This window comes from Mycobacterium sp. 5-140-3-2, assembly GCF_035666375.1.
In the GTDB taxonomy this organism is placed as follows: Bacteria; Actinomycetota; Actinomycetes; order Mycobacteriales; family Mycobacteriaceae; genus Mycobacterium; species Mycobacterium intracellulare.
Genome location: NZ_CP142025.1, coordinates 5,221,135 through 5,237,729 on the forward strand (window position 1 = coordinate 5,221,135; position 16,595 = coordinate 5,237,729).

At 67.9% G+C, this 16,595-nt stretch carries 17 protein-coding genes; 10 read left to right on the top strand and 7 right to left on the bottom strand.

What is annotated here, in order from left to right:
* The first annotated feature begins 40 nt into the window (after positions 1 to 40).
* From P6281_RS24505 to P6281_RS24525, 5 genes are all read left to right on the top strand, one after another.
* Positions 41 to 1,489, top strand: a complete 1,449-nt coding sequence (locus P6281_RS24505) for a lipase maturation factor family protein (RefSeq protein WP_036454137.1) — start codon at positions 41 to 43, stop codon at positions 1,487 to 1,489.
* A 240-nt stretch (positions 1,490 to 1,729) separates the two neighbouring features.
* Positions 1,730 to 2,734 (top strand): ABC transporter substrate-binding protein, encoded by a 1,005-nt coding sequence (locus tag P6281_RS24510; RefSeq protein WP_036454138.1) that lies wholly within the window; start codon positions 1,730 to 1,732, stop codon positions 2,732 to 2,734.
* A gap of 622 nt (positions 2,735 to 3,356) precedes the next feature.
* Positions 3,357 to 4,607, top strand: coding sequence for a PPE family protein (locus tag P6281_RS24515; RefSeq protein ID WP_036454140.1), 1,251 nt, complete (start codon positions 3,357 to 3,359; stop codon positions 4,605 to 4,607).
* A 14-nt stretch (positions 4,608 to 4,621) separates the two neighbouring features.
* On the top strand, positions 4,622 to 5,992 hold the full coding sequence (locus P6281_RS24520; protein ID WP_036454142.1) for a PPE family protein: 1,371 nt from the start codon (positions 4,622 to 4,624) through the stop codon (positions 5,990 to 5,992).
* A 20-nt stretch (positions 5,993 to 6,012) separates the two neighbouring features.
* Positions 6,013 to 6,363 carry a DUF732 domain-containing protein gene (locus P6281_RS24525; protein WP_020823774.1) on the top strand — a complete coding sequence of 117 codons (351 nt, stop codon included), beginning with the start codon at positions 6,013 to 6,015 and terminating at the stop codon, positions 6,361 to 6,363.
* A 24-nt stretch (positions 6,364 to 6,387) separates the two neighbouring features.
* Here P6281_RS24525 and P6281_RS24530 read toward each other — a convergent pair whose 3' ends face one another.
* Both P6281_RS24530 and P6281_RS24535 read right to left on the bottom strand, forming a co-directional pair.
* Positions 6,388 to 7,542: an NAD-dependent formate dehydrogenase gene (locus tag P6281_RS24530; protein WP_020823775.1), complete on the bottom strand. Its 1,155-nt coding sequence runs from the start codon at positions 7,540 to 7,542 to the stop codon at positions 6,388 to 6,390.
* Positions 7,543 to 7,651: 109 nt separating this feature from the next.
* A complete protein-coding gene (locus tag P6281_RS24535) occupies positions 7,652 to 8,563 on the bottom strand; it encodes a LysR family transcriptional regulator (protein WP_008261812.1) in 912 nt (303 codons plus the stop codon).
* Positions 8,564 to 8,650: 87 nt separating this feature from the next.
* Between P6281_RS24535 and P6281_RS24540 the strand changes: the two genes are divergently transcribed.
* Positions 8,651 to 8,863: a DUF2945 domain-containing protein gene (locus tag P6281_RS24540; protein ID WP_020823776.1), complete on the top strand. Its 213-nt coding sequence runs from the start codon at positions 8,651 to 8,653 to the stop codon at positions 8,861 to 8,863.
* A gap of 19 nt (positions 8,864 to 8,882) precedes the next feature.
* A complete protein-coding gene (locus P6281_RS24545; RefSeq protein WP_020823777.1) occupies positions 8,883 to 9,440 on the top strand; it encodes a DUF488 domain-containing protein in 558 nt (185 codons plus the stop codon).
* A gap of 45 nt (positions 9,441 to 9,485) precedes the next feature.
* Here the strand turns inward: P6281_RS24545 and P6281_RS24550 are convergent, their stop codons facing one another.
* Complete coding sequence (locus P6281_RS24550; protein ID WP_020823778.1) at positions 9,486 to 10,190, bottom strand: helix-turn-helix transcriptional regulator; 705 nt, start codon at positions 10,188 to 10,190, stop codon at positions 9,486 to 9,488.
* Positions 10,191 to 10,477: 287 nt separating this feature from the next.
* Here P6281_RS24550 and P6281_RS24555 point away from each other — a divergent pair, with 287 nt between their 5' ends.
* The gene (locus tag P6281_RS24555; protein WP_225325475.1) at positions 10,478 to 10,795 is read left to right on the top strand and encodes a hypothetical protein; all 318 of its coding nucleotides are present in this window, start codon (positions 10,478 to 10,480) and stop codon (positions 10,793 to 10,795) included.
* Between the two features lie 16 nt (positions 10,796 to 10,811).
* Positions 10,812 to 11,087, top strand: a complete 276-nt coding sequence (gene usfY, locus P6281_RS24560) for a protein UsfY (RefSeq protein WP_225336761.1) — start codon at positions 10,812 to 10,814, stop codon at positions 11,085 to 11,087.
* A gap of 35 nt (positions 11,088 to 11,122) precedes the next feature.
* On the opposite strand, the gene P6281_RS24565 is transcribed toward usfY, so the two are convergent.
* Both P6281_RS24565 and P6281_RS24570 read right to left on the bottom strand, forming a co-directional pair.
* Positions 11,123 to 11,596, bottom strand: a complete 474-nt coding sequence (locus tag P6281_RS24565; RefSeq protein WP_020823780.1) for a DUF309 domain-containing protein — start codon at positions 11,594 to 11,596, stop codon at positions 11,123 to 11,125.
* An 18-nt stretch (positions 11,597 to 11,614) separates the two neighbouring features.
* On the bottom strand, positions 11,615 to 13,264 hold the full coding sequence (locus P6281_RS24570) for an acetolactate synthase large subunit (RefSeq protein ID WP_036459870.1): 1,650 nt from the start codon (positions 13,262 to 13,264) through the stop codon (positions 11,615 to 11,617).
* Between the two features lie 80 nt (positions 13,265 to 13,344).
* Here P6281_RS24570 and P6281_RS24575 point away from each other — a divergent pair, with 80 nt between their 5' ends.
* Positions 13,345 to 14,763, top strand: a complete 1,419-nt coding sequence (locus P6281_RS24575) for an NADP-dependent succinic semialdehyde dehydrogenase (protein ID WP_026071133.1) — start codon at positions 13,345 to 13,347, stop codon at positions 14,761 to 14,763.
* 4 nt (positions 14,764 to 14,767) lie between these two features.
* Here the strand turns inward: P6281_RS24575 and P6281_RS24580 are convergent, their stop codons facing one another.
* Both P6281_RS24580 and P6281_RS24585 read right to left on the bottom strand, forming a co-directional pair.
* On the bottom strand, positions 14,768 to 15,709 hold the full coding sequence (locus P6281_RS24580; RefSeq protein WP_014385993.1) for a R2-like ligand-binding oxidase: 942 nt from the start codon (positions 15,707 to 15,709) through the stop codon (positions 14,768 to 14,770).
* Entirely contained in the window at positions 15,706 to 16,392 is a 687-nt protein-coding gene (locus tag P6281_RS24585; RefSeq protein WP_014385994.1) for a TetR/AcrR family transcriptional regulator, read from the bottom strand. Before P6281_RS24585 ends, P6281_RS24580 begins: the two co-directional genes overlap by 4 nt.
* Positions 16,393 to 16,595: the final 203 nt, after the last annotated feature.

The window sequence follows — 16,595 nt, forward strand, 5'->3', positions numbered from 1 at the left end:
TGCGGTCGGTGCGACAGCCGCCGATCGGGGAGTGAGCGCCATGAGCTGGTTTTCCGCGCCCGAATACTGGGTGGGCAGACTGGTCCTCGAGCGCGGCGCCGCGGCGATCTATCTGCTGGCGTTCGTCGCGGCGGCCGCGCAATTCCGCGCGCTCATCGGCGAACACGGCATACTGCCCATTCCGCGGTTTGTGGCGGCGCAGTCATTTTGGCGCACGCCGAGCATCTTTCACCTGCGCTACTCCGATCGGCTGTTCGCTGCGGTCGCCTGGTTCGGCGCGGCGCTGTCGGCGGCCGTCGTCGCCGGCGCGGCCGACGCGGCGCCGCTGTGGGCCGCGATGGCGATGTGGCTCGTGCTGTGGGTGCTCTATCTCTCGATCGTGAACGTCGGGCAGACCTGGTACTCGTTCGGTTGGGAGTCGTTGCTTCTCGAGACCGGGTTTTTGATGATCTTTCTCGGCAACAACGACGTGGCGCCCCCGGTGCTGACGTTGTGGATGGTCCGATTGCTGTTGTTCCGAGTCGAATTCGGTGCGGGGCTGATCAAGATGCGCGGCGATCCGTGCTGGCGCGACCTGACGTGTCTGTACTACCACCATGAGACGCAGCCCATGCCCGGGCCGCTGAGCTGGTTCTTCCACCACCTGCCCAAACCGCTGCACCGGGTCGAGGTGGCGGGCAACCATTTCGCGCAGCTGATCGTGCCGTTCGGATTGTTCGCGCCGCAGCCGGTGGCCAGCGTGGCGGCGGCGATCATCGTCATCACCCAGCTGTGGCTGGTCGCGTCGGGCAACTTCGCCTGGCTGAACTGGGTGACGATTCTGTTGGCGTGCAGCGCCATCGACGACGCGTCGGTCGCGTCGCTGCTTCCCGGCACCCTCGTCGCGGCGCACGACGGCCCGGCGGCGCGCGCGTGGTTTGTGGTCCTGGTTGCCGCGGTGTCGGCGGCGGTGCTGTTCATGAGCTACTGGCCGATACGGAACATGTTGTCGTCGCGCCAGCGAATGAACATGTCGTTCAACTCATTTCACTTGGTGAACACCTACGGGGCCTTCGGCAGCATCGGGCGGATCCGTCGGGAGGTGGTGATCGAGGGCACCGACGATGACCAGCTCAGCGACCAGACCGTCTGGCGGGAATACGAATTCAAAGGCAAGCCGGGTGGGCCGCGCCGGCTGCCGCGACAGTGGGCCCCCTATCATCTGCGCCTGGACTGGCTGATGTGGTTCGCCGCGATCTCGCCGGGCTACGCGCAGCCCTGGCTGCGGCCGTTCCTGCAGCGGCTGCTGCGCAACGACCGGCCGACCCTGCGTCTGTTGCGCCACAACCCGTTCCCGGATGCGCCGCCGCGGTTTGTGCGCGCCCAGCTGTACCAGTACCGCTTCACCACCCCGGCCGAGCTGCGCCGCGACCGGGCGTGGTGGCATCGCGCCCTGGTGGGTGGCTACGCGCCGCCCATGACGTTGTCGACACCTACCACCACCAATTGAGGCCAATCTCGGCGTCACAGGTCATATCGGTCGGGACGCGACGCAAGGCCGCGTGAACCCCCTCTAGGCGCGGTTGCGTTCACGGAAATTCAAACCGTTGTCAGCCCAACCGATCTGCCATAGCCTCGCCTTCCACAGTGCCGCAGCCTTGCCTGCGCGAATCCCGTGCCAACCGGGCCCGTCCCCCGGGTACCGCACCGACGTGCTCAGCCAGCTCGGTGTCCTGATCTGAGGAGCTCGATGTCGACACGACGCCATACCGCGCTACTGCTGGCTGCCATCGCTCTGGCGCTGCCGGCGTGCGTCTCCCGCCAACAGGCCGCCGGCCCCGGCGCGGTGCCGGACCGAGTTCCGCTGTCACAGCTGGCCGACCTGACTCTCAGGGTCGGCGATCAAAAGAGCGTTGGCACCGAAGCCATGCTGAGCGCCGCCGGCGAGCTGCAGAACGTTCCGTACCGGATTGAATTCTCCACCTTCACCTCGGGACCACCGATGGTCGAGGCCGCCGCCGCCGGAAAGATCGATTTCGCCATCACCGGTGACACCCCACCGATTTTCGGCGCGGTCGCCAACGCCCGCATCAAGGTGGTGTCCGCATTCGACGGCGGGGGCCCCGGCGATCAGATTCTGGTTCACGTCGATTCGCCTATTCACTCCGTCACCGACCTGCGAGGCAAAACCATCGCGCTGGCCAAGGGCAGTTCGGCGCACGCCAATGTGCTTGATCAGCTCGACAAGGCCGGACTCAAACCCAACGACGTCCACCTGGTGTTCCTGCAACCGGCCGACGCCCTGTCGGGATTCCGCAATGGCCAGGTCGACGCGTGGGCCGTGTGGGATCCCTATACCGCGCAGGCCGAACAGCAACTCCCGGTGCGGGGCCTGGTCACACGCAAGTACAAGTACTCGTTCGGGATCGCCTCCGACCAAACACTGGCCGACGCCAAACGGAACACCGCCCTGGCGGATCTGCTGGCGCGATACACCCGAGCCGCGGTCTGGGCGCGCGAGCACCCGCAGGAGTGGGCCGCCCAGTACGCCGGGTCCGCCGGCATCGACCCCGCCGTCGCCGCCGTCGCGCAGGGGCGCACTCTGCGACAGCCGATCCCCCTCGACGACACCGTGATTGACGCCGAGCAGCGCCTCACCGATCTACTGGCGGCGGCGGGCCAGATTAAGTCCGCACCGCGCTTCGGCAACTGGGTGGATCGTCGCTTCACCGCGACCGCCGCCGAAACTCACTGACCCGCATGAGATAGGACCTCTGACCACGAGGCAGATCGCCGCGCGATAGTGGGCGCGGCAAGGCCGACGTAGTGGTGTTCGCATCGGTTGACGCCGCCGGGGCGGCCGGCTCAGGCACCGGAGGCTGTGGAGCGAAACAACATTCGCGGTCGTCGCCGCCCCGGTGATTCCGGGCCGCGACGGCGACGTCGTGTTGCCAGTGGACTTTGGTCAAGCGCGCGCGGATGACCGCGCCCGGTGCGGGGCAGCGAATTTTGGATGGTGAGATTTTTATTGGGGAAACCCCCTGGCCCGCTCATGTTTGCCGGGTGTTGATCGTGTTTTCACTCTGGGACGTGTACGAATTCGCCCGAGGTAGACGGGGCTATCGGCGCCTTGCCTATCGAACCGCCGCGTTGCAGGCCTTGCCATTCGAACGCGGTGCTGGCCCGGCGTCGGCCTGCATTTGCCACCAGGCTGGTCGGGCAGAGCTGGCTAGTCTTCTGAGCACCCGAACATTTCAAGCAACTGGCATCCACTGGCGGGCGCCGACCGAAGTTGCTCAATGTTGTTGAAGACCAACCTTATCGGCAGGGACGAGCGCAGGGTCCGTGGTGTTCGCGGCCGGAGGCGGAGGAAAGCAATGGAATTCGGAGCGTTACCTCCGGAGATCAACTCCGGCAGGATCTACTCAGGCCCCGGGCCGGCCCCGTTGTTGGCCGCCGCGGCCGCCTGGGACGGATTAGCGTCCGAATTACGCGCCACGGCAGCGTCTTACGGGTCCGTCGTCGCAGAGCTGAGAACCGCGTGGAATGGCCCCTCGTCGACATCGATGGCGGCCGCGGCCGCACCGTACGTTGCGTGGCTGATCGGCAGCGCCGCGCAGGCCGAGCAGTCGGCCAGTCAGGCGAAGGCGGCGGCGGGCGCGTATGAGGCCGTCTTCGCGGCCACGGTGCCGCCGCCGGTGATCGCGGCCAACCGGGCGTTGTTGGCGACACTGGTCGCGACCAACATCCTGGGCCAAAACACCCCGGCCATCGCGGCCACCGAGGCCCAGTACGCCGAGATGTGGGCCCAAGACGCGGCCGCGATGTATGGCTATGCGGGTTCCTCGGCGGCCGCGACTCAACTAGCCCCGTTCACCACGCCACCGACGACCACCGACAGCAGCGCGGAAACCAACCAGGCCGCCGCGGTCGCCGCCGCGGCCCAGTCGTCGGCGAGTTCGAACGTGGAATCCGCGGTCTCCCAGGCGCTCTCGCAGGCCCCGGCCGCGGCACAAACCGCGGCGACGACGTCGCCGGGAATCTCGCTCGGTCTCGGGGAAGCCACGGGGGGCCTCAAGAGTTTCAACAGCTTCCTCAGCACCCTTACCGGGCCCTACTCGCCGCTCGGGGTCGCAGACGCGGGGAAGGGTTTCTATCAGCTTGCGCTCAACACCAAGGCGATGGGCGGCAACGTTCAAAGTGTCGACCCCACACTGCATCCCAAGGGTCTCCATGGGGTTCTGGCGCCGTTGCTGCACAGCGATCTGCTGACCGGCTCCACCTCCTTTCAGGCGCCGAGTGCGGGAACGGTGTCGGCGGCGGTGGGCCGTGCCGGTGTCGTCGGATCGCTGTCGGTGCCCGCGAACTGGGCCTCGGCCGCGCCCGCGATCAGGACCCTGGCCGCCGAGCTGCCCGAGACGATGCTGGACGCCGCACCGGCGATGACCGTCAATCCCGGCCAGGGCCTGTTCGGCCCCACCGCCCTGTCGAGCCTGGCCGGACGCGCCGTCGGGAGCAGCGCCACCCGCGCGGTGGCCGGGCCGGCGGTCCGGGTGCCCGGGGCGGTGGCCGTCGATGACCTCGCCACCACCTCCACGGTCATCGTGATCCCGCCGAACCCGAAATAAGGAAAGGCACCGCCATGGTTTTCACCGATTTCGCAGCGCTCCCACCAGAGGTCATCTCCACCCAGCTCTACGCCGGCCCCGGCGCGGCGCCCATGCTGTCCGCGGCCGCCGCATGGCAGGCGCTAGCCGCCGAATTACATGCCACCGCATCCTCCTACGGCGCGGCGATCTCCGAACTCATCGGCGAGGACTGGCAGGGCCCGTCGTCGGCCTCCATGGCGTCCGCCGCCGCACCGTACGTGAACTGGATCTCGACCACGGCGGGCCTCGCTGAGCAGACCGCCGCCCAAGCCCAGGCCGCGGCCAGTGCCTATGAGTCCGCGCTGGCCTCCGTCGTCCCCCCCGAGCTGATCGCCGCCAACCGCACCCAGCTGGCAGCGCTGCAGGCGACCAACCTGTTGGGCCAAAACGGCGCGGCGATCGCGGCCACCGAAACCGAATACGCCCAGATGTGGTCCCAAGACGTCACCGCGATGTTCGGCTACGCCGCCGCCTCCCAGTCCGCCGGGGAGCTGGCGCCGTTCGAGCAGGCACCCGCTGTCAGCAAGGACACCGGGTCGGCGACCCAGGCGAGCACCACGGCCGCCGCGGCGTCGAGCTCGTCGTCGTCGTGGATGCAACAACTGCAGGACTACATCAACTCGCTTTCCACGGGATACACCCAATCGTGGCAGAAGCTGATCGAGGGCATGACCGGCAGTAAGGAGGTCGCGCCGCTGTGGGAGGCGCTGTTCTCCAGCGTCAAGGGCGTCGGCGGGCAGGCCACCTGGACCAACGTCGTCGGCGCCAGTGGCGGCCTGGGCGTCTCGGAATGGAAGGGGGCCTTCGTCTACGCCCCCTGGAGCGCCGGCTTGCCCAAAGCGTCACTGGGCGCGGGTCTGGCCTCCCCCGGAGGCCTTGGCGCCGGCGTCCCGGTGCGTCCCGTATCGGCGGTGCTGGGCACCGCGCCGACCGTGGGAAAGCTGTCGGTGCCCTCGAGCTGGGCCACCGCCGCCCCCGCCATCCGGCTGGCCTCCACCGCACTGCCGGCCACCAGCGCGGCCGCGGCCGCCGCGGCGGGTTTCCCCGCCGAGCTGGTCAACGACGCCACCCTGGGCAGCCTGGCCGGCGGCGCACTCGGCGGCCCCGCCGCCCGCGTCCTCAACACCACCACCGCCATCCAGACCCGCGCGATCGCCGGCCAACGCCGCACCCAACCGGTCAAACTCGACCGCATCATCGCCCAACTACAAGAAATGCCCGACCAGGTGCAGCACTGGAACGTCGACGAGGCCGGCCTCGACGACCTGGTCGCCCAACTGCGAACCACACCCGGAGTGCACGCCGTGCACGTCAACGACGAACCGGCGCCCGCCGCCGCACACCCCGAATCCCAGCTGGGATAACCACACCGAAGGAGGCTCCAATGAAACGGCTGCTCGCGCTTCTCACCGTATCGGCGGGCATCACGATCGCGGCACCCGCACACGCCACGCCGGGCGAGGACGAGGCACCCGCCGATGACAACAACGGATCCTTCCTGTCCGACCTCCACACCGTCGGGATCAGCTTCAAGGACCCGGGCCAGGCCGTCGCCGCGGGAAAGTCGGTATGCGGCATGATCACTCGCGGCGTATCCGGTCTACAACTGCTCACCGACATCCGCGACAACAACCCCGCCCTGACCACCAGCGGCGCCGCCCAATTCGCCACGATATCGGCGAAGGCCTACTGCCCCGGACAACTCGAAGAGAGCAAGGGCAAAGGCGGGGGCTGAGCGCCAACCGGCAGATGCCCGCGACTACTTCTGGTAGGACAGCGCCCCGGTGCCCGCGAGCCTGCCGCCCTCGACGATCAGGTACTCCGGACGGATCGGCGTGCCGGCGAACCAGCTTTCCAGGATCTCCCGGGTGCCGGCCGCGTAGCGCGCCTGCGCCGACAGGGTCGTCCCCGAAACATGCGGCGTCATCGCGTTATTCGGCATCGTCCGCCACGGATGGTCGACCGGCGGGGGCTGCGGGTACCACACGTCGCCGGCGTAGCCGCCGAGTTGCCCGCTGCTCAGCGCGTCGGCAATCGCTTCCGGGACGGTCTCCTCGGCGCGGGCGGTGTTGACGATGTAAGAGCCACGCCGCATCGTCGAGATCAGCTTCTCGTCGAACATCGCGCGGGTGTCCGCGTACAGAGGCGAGTGGATCGAGACCACGTCGACCGCCCGCACCAGCTCCTGCACCGTGGGATGGAACGTCACGTTCAGTTCCTTTTCGACCTCCGGTGCCAACCGGCGGGTGTCGGTGTAGTGCAGGTTGACGTCGAACGGCGCCAGCCGGCGCAGCACCGCACGCCCGATCCGTCCGGCGGCGATCACACCCACGTCCATGCCCTCGAGGTCGTAGGCGCGTTCGACGCAGTCGGCGATGTTCCAGCCGCCCTCGGCGGCCCACCGGTGGGACGGGACGAAATTGCGGACCAGTGCCAGGATCTGCATCACCGCGTGCTCGGCGACGCTGATGCTGTTGCTGTAGGTCACCTCGGCCACGGTGATCCCGCGCTCCTTGGCCGCATCCAGATCCACGTGGTCCGAGCCGATGCCGGCGGTCAGGGCCAGCTTGAGCTTGGGCGCCTTGGCGATGCGCTCCTTGGTCAGGTAGGCCGGCCAAAACGGTTGCGAGATCACGATTTCGGCGTCGGGCAACGCGCGTTCGAACTCCGAGTCGGGTCCGTCCTTGTCCGACGTCACCACCAGTTCGTGGCCCGCGTCTTCGAAAAACTTGCGCAGCCCGAGGGCGCCCGACACGCAGCCGAGCAACTCACCGGGCGTGAAATCGATCGTTGACGGGGTCGGCACGGTGCTGCCGTCGGGGTATCGGTGGATCGTCGGGATGCTGTCCCGCGCGTAGGCCGGCGGGTATCCGTCGACGGGGTCGGGATAAAGCACCATCACACACTTGGCCATTGAATTCTCCTTAGCTGGCGATCAACCCCAGTCTCACGGCGCGGCCACGGGCTGTCCAAGATGTGATTCCGACTGGCTGATAGGCGGCGCCGATCAGTGGAGACGGGGGCTAGGACCGCTCGGAGAGCGTGGCGCCGATGCGGGCCTCGCGCGCGGTCCGCCGCAACGCCCGCGCCAGCAACGAACCCGGCTCGGCCCGGTTGGTGACCAACGCGATCAGCGCGGTGACCGAGGGCCGGCGCAGTCGCAGCACGCTGGCCCCGGCGGGGATGCCCAGGGTGTGGATCCACGGTTGGGGCACGATGCTCGCCCACCGGCCGGTGCGCACGTGCGCGAACAACGCTGCCACGGAGTCGGTTTCCAGCTGCGGTGTCACCTCGAGGCCGTGGGTGGCCAACGCGTCGTCGATGACCCGGCGCCCGCGCATGCCCTGGGTGAGCAGGCACAGCGGCAGCTGCACGGCATCCGACCACGCGATGGTGTCCGACTCGCCGCCCAGCAGCTCGGCGGCGGCGATGAGCACCGGCTGTTCGTGGTAGAGCGGGGTGACCAGCAGGTCGGCCGTGTCCTGTTGGTCCGGATAGAGGATGCCCGCGTCCAATTCGAACTTGCGGACGCGTTCGACGATGCCGGCCGAACGCAGATTGACCTCGAGCCGGACCCGCACCAGGGGATGCGCGGCACAGAACGGATCCGTAAGCAGCGCAACGGTGGTCGAGGCCGCCGGGACCACCCCGAGCCGCAACTCGCCGGTCAGCCCGGCCTGCAGCGCGGTGACCTCCCGTTTGAGCGAGTCGCGGTCGGCCAGGATGCGCCGTGCCCAGGGCACCAGCCGCTCGCCTTCGGGGGTGAGGCCTTCGAACCGCTGCCCCCGCCGCACCAGCGGGACGTTGAGTTCGGATTCGAGCTTGCGGATGGCCTCCGACAGCGCGGGCTGCGACACGTAGCACGCCCGCGCGGCGCGCGCGAAGTGGCGCTCTTGCGCGAGCGCGACGAAGTACTCCAGCTGACGAAACAGCATGCGCCCATTCGACCACGCGCACGGTTACTCGTCGCGGTGGTGGGGGAACCCACGGAGCGAACGCAACGCACGCGAAGGAGGCGCACGGTGGCCAAACAGTTCGAGGTCGGGGACCACGTCCGATGGAATTCGGAAGCCGGTCACGTCAGCGGCGTGATCGTCAAGAAGCACACCCGCGACACCGAGTACAAGGGCCACAAACGGCACTGCACGAAAGACGACCCGCAATACGAGATCAGAAGCGACAAAACCGACCACATCGCGATGCACAAGGGCGACGCCCTGGAGAAGATCGACTAGGACACGCCGCGACACCACCATGACCGACGACGGCGAGATCTGGACGATCGGGCATTGGACATGCCCGGTGCCCACCTTCCTGGAACCCCTCGATCAGGCCCGCATCGACCTGCTCGTCGACGTGCGCGCCCAGCCCGGCTCGCGACGCAATCCCCAGTTCGGCAGTGCGGAGATGGCGCGCTGGCTCGGCGACGCCGGCATCGGCTACCTCCACCTTCCCGCGCTCGGGGGACGACGCGGCCGGCAAAGCGTCGACCCCACCATCAACGCGGGCTGGCAGAACGCCAGCTTCAAGAATTACGCGGATTACACCCTCACCGACGAATACGGGCGCGGCCTGGCGGAACTGATCACGCTCGCCCGCTCCCACCGGGTGGCGATCATGTGCGGTGAGCCCGTGCCGTGGCGATGCCATCGGCAATTGATCGCGAACAGCCTTGTCGCCCAGGGCTGGACGGTATGGCACCTCATCAGCGGGTCCGCGCCGCGTGAGCATCGACTCGGGCAATGGGGCGCCACACCCGTCGTCGACGAGCGCAACCGTGTGACGTACCCGGCGAACGCCGGCAGCGCCTGAATAGTGCACTGACGCAACGGGTTTGGCACGCGGCGGCGCCGTGAGCTAGTCAGCGCTTGCTGCGACCACCACACAGCACCGGCCCGGCGTCGGCTGCAGCCGGGCATCCAGGCAATGCGGGGTCATCGCGTCCACCATCCCGTTGATCAGCGCGTGGTTCATGCCGCAGGCCAATTCGGTCTGTTCCTGAGCCAGCGCATGGAACGGGCAGTTGACCAGATACACGCCGTCGTCGTCGTGGCCCGGTTCATAGCCATACTCCCGCAACAAGCGGGCCACCAGTTTCAGCGCCGCACGCGCGTCGGCCGGCCGCCGGCGGGCCGCGCTCAGCGCGCTCTCCGCGATGCTTCGGCCGTAGTCGTGGGCGTTGCGGTGCAACACCTCTACGACGGGCGCGCCGCTCTGCTGGGATTGGACGATGGCCCGGCCCATCAGCCGCCCGGCCAACTCGTACTGACGTTGCGGCAAACTGACGGCGATGTCGCGACGGACACGTCGGTACAGTTTCGAGGTGCGCCCCGCTCCCGGGCCGGTCCGGCCGGTCAACCGGGCGTAGTCACATTCCAGCAGGCCTTCGGCCGTCAGCCGGTCGAGATGAAACTTCGCCTGGTGCCGGGCGATTCCCACCACTTCGGCCGCCTGATCGCGGCTCACCGGTCCGGGCTGCGAACACACAAACTGATACAGCTCGTAGCGCACGGGGTCGGCGAGGGCGCCGATTCCGGCGGCATCGCGTTGCAGTTGGTCCATCGCGCCCACTTCTAAATCACAAGAGTCTTGACGTTACAGCGCATAATTTCTAAAGTTTAATTACTTATCTGTTAGTTTTCAGGAGCCGCCATGGTCACCTTGCCAACCAGCGCCGCCCACATCCATCGGTTCGACGATCAGGCTACCCGCGCGCATCGTCGACCACGATGCGATATCGCCGTGGTAAAGCGCCCGGTGTCGTGAAGCACTTTGTGCTGCGGACCGCTGCGCGGTCGGCCACCTGGACCATCGGGTTGGCGCTGGCGGCGAGGACCGTTCCCCACGTTGTGCTGACGGCATCGGGTCTCATCGTCGCCGTGGTGTTCTTCTCGGTAACGCAGACCACCCTGTCGGTGAAGATCTTGAAATTGCCCCATGGATACGCGTCGCTGCTGCTGGGCTGCACCGGCCTGACCCTGACCATCGGCGCGATGAGCCTTGCTTCGGTGTCCACGCACGGACTCAGCATCTACGGCGGCGCATCGTGGCTCGCCGCGACGGTCATGGTCTGGCTCGTGACGACGATCGGCGCGATCCTGCTGTTCGACGTCTACCTTCCCCGTGATATCGGCTTCCCCAAAGTTGCCGAGTCACTACGGAATTGACCGACGAGAGGGAACCATGGGAGACACGCATCACGACCCGACCGATCGTCATCGCACGGCGCATCCGCGCGCCGGTCTCACGATGAAGGACAACTTCTTTTGGCCCGGGTTCATTCTGCTGGGGGTCGCATTGTGCGGCATCATCGCCAGCTTGGCTGTCGCCGCCTACCAGCATTACGAATGGCTCAGCACGGTGGCGATCATCGCGCTACTCGCCACCGTCGCCGCAACCTTGTGGTTCGTTGTGGAACTTCGTCGGGTCACGCTGTTGGAGAATCAACAAGACTGGTAACGGGACGCGCCGATCCCGTTGGCGCACCGCGTATTTCAGGCCAGCAGGCGGGGCCGTAGCCGCGATGCGGTGATATCCGCCCCGGCGGCGAGGGCGTCGATCAGCGCATCGGCGAAGTCCACCAGCCCGGCCGCATCAACGGCGTGCGGCGCCGGCCGATCCTGCTGCGCCAGATGGGCGCGGGCACGGCTGAGCAGCGTGGTCGCACCCTTGACGTTGCCACGCTGCGCGTGGGTGATCCCCACCGCGAGCTGCGTCAGGCCTTGCCACAGGGCCTGCTCGTCAGCCGGTCCGTTCTTCCAGGCGGCCTCGAGCACCTCATGGGCGTTGAAGGCGAGGCCTCGGTCCAGCAGATCCTGGGCGTACGCCAGCGTCTCGACCGGCGCCAGCGCCAGGTCGTCCGGAATGCGTGGAACGCCTTCGCTGCCCGGCGGCAGGGGCCGGCCCAGGGCGTCGCGGGGTCGGGCGCTGCGCGGCCGGCCCGATTCGTCGCGATCACGCTCGGTCATCGGCAATGGATTCCCGAATCACAGCGTTTCGTCCAGCTCGCCGAGCCGGTCGGTCAGCCGCAGGTTCTCCGAGTAGTCGACCGGGCAGCTGATCAACGAGACGCCCTCGTCGTCGAGCGCGGCGCGCAGCGTCGGGAGCAGTTCGTCGGCATGAGAGATCCGATATCCCTTGGCGCCGAAGCTTTCCGCGTACGTCACCACGTCCGGGTTGTTGAATTTCACGTAGTAGTGCGCCCCGAGTTCGAGGTCCATCTTCCATTCGATGAGTCCGTACCCGCCGTCGTCCCAGATCAGCACCACCAGCGGTATCCGCTCGCGCACGGCGGTCTCGATCTCCTGCGAGTTCATCAGGAACGCGCCGTCGCCGACGACGGCCAGCACCTTGGACTCCGGCTGCGCCAGCTTGACGCCGAGCGCCCCCGGAAGCGCAAAGCTCATGGTGGACAGGCCGTTTGAGATCAGGCAGGTGTTCTTTTCGTACGTCGGGTAGAGCCGGGCCATCCACATCTTGGTGGCGCCGGTGTCGACCAGGACGACGTCGCTGCGGCCCAGCGCCGCGCGGGTGTCGGCGACCACCCGCGCCGGCGCCAGCGGGTAGCGCGAATCCTGTTGCCCCCGGGCGAATTCCTCGGCGAGCAGGCCCGACCCGGGGACGTCGGCGGCGTGGCTGAAGCTGTGACCGGACAGCGCGTCGGTGAGGGCGTTCAGCGAATCGCTGATGTCCCCGATGATCCCCACGTCGACCGAGTAGTGCGCGTCGACCTCGGCGGGGAACCGGTGAATGTGGATGATCTTCTTATCGGCCTGGGGGTTGATGCGGACCGGGTCGAATTCCTGCAACTCGTAGCCGACGGCGATGACGACGTCGGCGTTGTCGAACCCGAAGTTGACGTAGTCGTGCCGCATGAAGCCCAGCGTGCCGATGCTGTTGCGGTGGTCGTCGGGCATGACGCCCTTGCCGTGGAAGGTGTTGGCCACCTGGATGCCGAACTCGTCGGAGAAGCGCACCAGGGCTTTGGTGGCGTCGGCGCGCGCGGCGCCGTGCCCGGCCAGCACCACCGGGCGCTTGGCGTTGCGCAGGATTGCGACGGCGCGTTCCACCTGGCGGGGCGCCGGAGCGTCGGGGCGCACGACGTTGCGCGGCAACGGCCCCAGGTCGGGATAGTCGGCGGCATCTGCATCTATGTGCTCGGGCACCGCGAGATAGACCGCGGCCGGGCGTTCGGACTCGGCGAGCTTGAACGCTTTGCGCACCATCTCGGGGATGGCGCGCGGGGTCGGGATGCCGGCCGCCCACCGGGTGATCGGGGCGAACATCGACACCAGGTCGACGTATTGGTGTGACTCCTTGAACTCCCGGTCGTGGCCCACCTGCGCGGAGATGGCGACAAGCGGGGTGCTGTTGGTGGTGGCGTCGGCGACGCCGAGCTGCATGTTGATCGCGCCGGGCCCCAGGGTGGCCGACACCACCGCCGCCCGGCCGGTGACCCGGCCGTACATCTCGGCCATGAAGGACGCGGCCTGTTCGTGCCGGGTGAGCACGTAGCGGATGGGCGACGCCGCCAGGGCCTGCACGAATCGGATGTTCTCCTCGCCGGGCACCCCGAACACGACGGAAACGCCCTCGTTTTCCAGGCACTTGACGATCAACTCGGCGGCTCTGCTCATCCGGCACCTCCCTTGAAGGAACGATAGTGGCAGGGTGGGTGTTGGACTTTTCAGCTACTCATCCGATGAAGGAGGGCCAGGTGCCCATCGCCACCATTAACCCGGCTACCGGCGAGACGGTGAAGACCTTCACCCCGGCCACCGATCAAGAAGTCGATGCCGCGATCGCCCGTGCCTACGAACGCTTCCTCGACTACCGCCACAACACCACGTTTGCCCAGCGCGCGGGGTGGGCAAACGCCACCGCCGACCTGCTGGAAGCGGAGGCCGACGACGTCGCCGCCATGATGACGCTGGAGATGGGCAAGACCCTGAAATCGGCCAAGGCCGAGGTGTTGAAGTGCGCCAAGGGTTTTCGGTACTACGCCGAGCACGCCGAGCAGCTGCTCGCCGACGAGCCGGCCGACGCCAAGGCGGTGGGCGCGAAGAAGGCCTACATCCGCTACCAACCGCTCGGCGTCGTGCTGGCGGTGATGCCCTGGAACTTCCCGCTGTGGCAGGCCGTGCGGTTCGCCGCCCCGGCGCTGATGGCCGGCAACGTCGGGATCCTCAAGCACGCCTCGAACGTCCCCCAGAGCGCGCTGTACCTTTCCGACGTCATCACCCGCGGGGGCTTCCCCGAGGGCTGCTTCCAGACCCTGCTGGTCTCCTCGGGCGCCGTCGAGCGCATCCTGCGCGACCCGCGCGTCGCGGCGGCCACCCTGACCGGTAGCGAGCCGGCCGGCCAATCGGTGGCGGCCATCGCCGGCGACGAGATCAAGCCGACCGTGCTCGAGCTCGGCGGCAGCGACCCGTTCATCGTGATGCCCTCGGCGGACCTGGACGAGGCCGCCAAGACCGCGGTCACCGCACGGGTGCAGAACAACGGCCAATCCTGCATCGCCGCAAAGCGGTTCATCGTCCACACCGACATCTACGACGCGTTCGTCGACAAGTTCACCGAGCGCATGCAGGCGCTCACCGTCGGCGACCCGACCGACCCCGACACCGACGTGGGCCCGCTGGCCACCGAGTCCGGCCGCGACGAGATCGCCAAGCAGGTCGACGACGCCGCCGCCGCGGGCGCCACCATCCGCCTCGGCGGCAAGCCCATCGACGGGCCGGGGTGGTTCTACCCGCCCACGGTGGTCACCGACATCACCAAGGACATGGCCCTCTACACCGAGGAGGTGTTCGGGCCCGTCGCGTCGATGTACCGGGCGGCCGACATCGACGAGGCCATCGAGATCGCCAACGCCACCACGTTCGGCCTGGGGTCCAACGCCTGGACCAACGACGAGGCCGAGCAGCAGCGCTTCATCGACGACATCGAGGCCGGCCAGGTCTTCATCAACGGGATGACGGTGTCCTACCCCGAGCTGGGGTTCGGCGGCGTCAAACGGTCCGGCTACGGACGCGAACTCGCGGGCCTGGGCATCCGCGCGTTCGTCAACGCCAAGACCGTCTGGGTCGGCGAATCCGAAAGCGGCTCCTCGTCGGGCGACGACAAGGTCGAGTGAGCTGCTAGGCCGACGCGCCCGCCAGCGCCTTTTCGTCCTCGTCGGCGAACGTGTCCTCGAGCTGCAGCGGCGAGTAGTCCAGGTCGATCTCGCCGAGCGGCCGGCCGCGGGCGCTGGAGATGGTGCCGAACCGCCGCATCCCCTTGTCGGAGGCGTACTGCATGAACTCGTCGACGGACAGGCCGAACGGCATCGGGTCGTAGAGGGCGAAGCCCTCCTCGATCAGCCGCAGCCCGAGGGGCATGAGTTCGTTCATGCGCGTTTCGAAGACGCCCCAGTTGGCGTCGTCGGCGGCCACGTGGCGACGGCAGGTGAAGGTGCCCCACGCCATGTGGCGGCGCTCGTCGTCGCCGATCCGCCGGACCAGCTCCTGCATGCCGGGCAGGATGCCGCGTTCCACGCAGATCTTGTGCCAGCCGAAGTAGCCGGTCAGCGCCAGCATGCCTTCGACCATGTGGTTGTAGGTCACCGACGCCCGCACCTGGGCGGCCGGCGACCGATCGAGCGTCAGCGCGTTCAGACACGCCGGCAGTTCCTCGTAGAAGATGGTGCGGTAGGTCGGGACGTCGTCGAGGAAGTAGTGCAGGTCCTCGGTGATGCCGACGGCGTCGAGCCACATGCGGAACACCTGGACGTGCTTGGCTTCCTCGAAGGCGAACTGCGTCAGGTACATCTCGTCACCCAGCCGGCCTTCGGCCCGCATCGCGGCCATGAACGGCTGGATGTCCTGGGTCACCGATTCCTCGCCGGCGATGAACTCGGCGCACAACCGCGTCGCATAGCTGCGTTCGTCCTCGGTGAGGCGTTCCCAGTCCTCCCGGTCGCGGGAGAAGTCGATGTCGGCCGGATTCCAGAATTTCGCGTTGCCGCCCGCAAACAGCTTGAGCGGCAAGCTATCCCAGTTGAGACCGCCCTCGGCCATCGAGGCGATTCGGGTTCGATTCATGAGACCTCCTCAGATCGTTGGGGGGCTGAGTTGACGGAGGAGTCCGCCGAGAATGCCGCGGCCAGCACGCCGACGAGCCGGCGCACGGCCAGCGCCGGCTGCTCGGGGGTGGGCTCGTCGAGCCCGAGGATCGGGTCCAGCCCGCGCATGTAGGGCGCCAGCGCCAGGTGCGGAAAGATCAACAGCAGCAACGACAACAGCGCGTCGGTGTCCGACTCGGCGCGCAGGTCGCCGCGCACGTGCGCGTCGCGGACCAGCGGGCGCATCACTTCCAGGTAGTGGCGGTGGATGACGTTCTGCACGCTGACGCGGGCCTCGGTGTCGACTTCGAGGGTCGCCGCGGCGTGCAGCGCGCGCTCGTGCGGGTGGTCGGCAAAGTAGGCCACCCAGGTGTCGAGCCAGTCGGTCAGAAACTCGAAGAAGGGCCGGCTCGGGTCGAGTTCGCGGATGCGGCCCTCCATGTAGGCCCGCACCCGCTGGCTGGCGATGTCGGCGATGAATGCGTACAGGTCGCGCTTGTCGGCGAAGTACTGGAACAGGCTGCCCTTGGCGACGCCCGCTCGGCGCGCGATGACGTTGAGGCTGCCACGGGAGAAGCCGTGCGCCCCGAATTCCGCCTCCGCGGCTTCGATGATCGCGGCGCGACGAGCGGGGTCGACGCGCGCCCAGGTGACCGTCGGCAATGCTGGCTCCTCGCTTCGATGACCACTGGTCATATTACGGTGACCTGCGTCACAGTCAAGGGGTCGGGTCCAGCCGCCTCGCCGAGTGCCCGGCGGCCTGGGCGCTCGAATCCCAACGCCCGCCCGGCCGGGGGCTCGGTGAGCGAACTTCAGGCGGGGGTTTGCTTGCCGACGGTGACGGCAGAGTCACGTCCGGCGCCGGG

Coding starts and splice junctions, on each gene's coding strand:
- P6281_RS24565 (WP_020823780.1), bottom strand. CDS start 11,596: ATGACCGAGCGTGATCGCGACGAATCGGGCCGGCCGCGCAGCGCCCGA.
- P6281_RS24550 (WP_020823778.1), bottom strand. CDS start 10,190: ATGGACCAACTGCAACGCGATGCCGCCGGAATCGGCGCCCTCGCCGAC.
- P6281_RS24515 (WP_036454140.1), top strand. CDS start 3,357: ATGGAATTCGGAGCGTTACCTCCGGAGATCAACTCCGGCAGGATCTAC.
- P6281_RS24570 (WP_036459870.1), bottom strand. CDS start 13,264: ATGAGCAGAGCCGCCGAGTTGATCGTCAAGTGCCTGGAAAACGAGGGC.
- P6281_RS24545 (WP_020823777.1), top strand. CDS start 8,883: ATGACCGACGACGGCGAGATCTGGACGATCGGGCATTGGACATGCCCG.
- P6281_RS24580 (WP_014385993.1), bottom strand. CDS start 15,709: ATGAATCGAACCCGAATCGCCTCGATGGCCGAGGGCGGTCTCAACTGG.
- P6281_RS24520 (WP_036454142.1), top strand. CDS start 4,622: ATGGTTTTCACCGATTTCGCAGCGCTCCCACCAGAGGTCATCTCCACC.
- usfY (WP_225336761.1), top strand. CDS start 10,812: ATGGGAGACACGCATCACGACCCGACCGATCGTCATCGCACGGCGCAT.
- P6281_RS24535 (WP_008261812.1), bottom strand. CDS start 8,563: ATGCTGTTTCGTCAGCTGGAGTACTTCGTCGCGCTCGCGCAAGAGCGC.
- P6281_RS24505 (WP_036454137.1), top strand. CDS start 41: ATGAGCTGGTTTTCCGCGCCCGAATACTGGGTGGGCAGACTGGTCCTC.
- P6281_RS24525 (WP_020823774.1), top strand. CDS start 6,013: ATGAAACGGCTGCTCGCGCTTCTCACCGTATCGGCGGGCATCACGATC.
- P6281_RS24510 (WP_036454138.1), top strand. CDS start 1,730: ATGTCGACACGACGCCATACCGCGCTACTGCTGGCTGCCATCGCTCTG.
- P6281_RS24530 (WP_020823775.1), bottom strand. CDS start 7,542: ATGGCCAAGTGTGTGATGGTGCTTTATCCCGACCCCGTCGACGGATAC.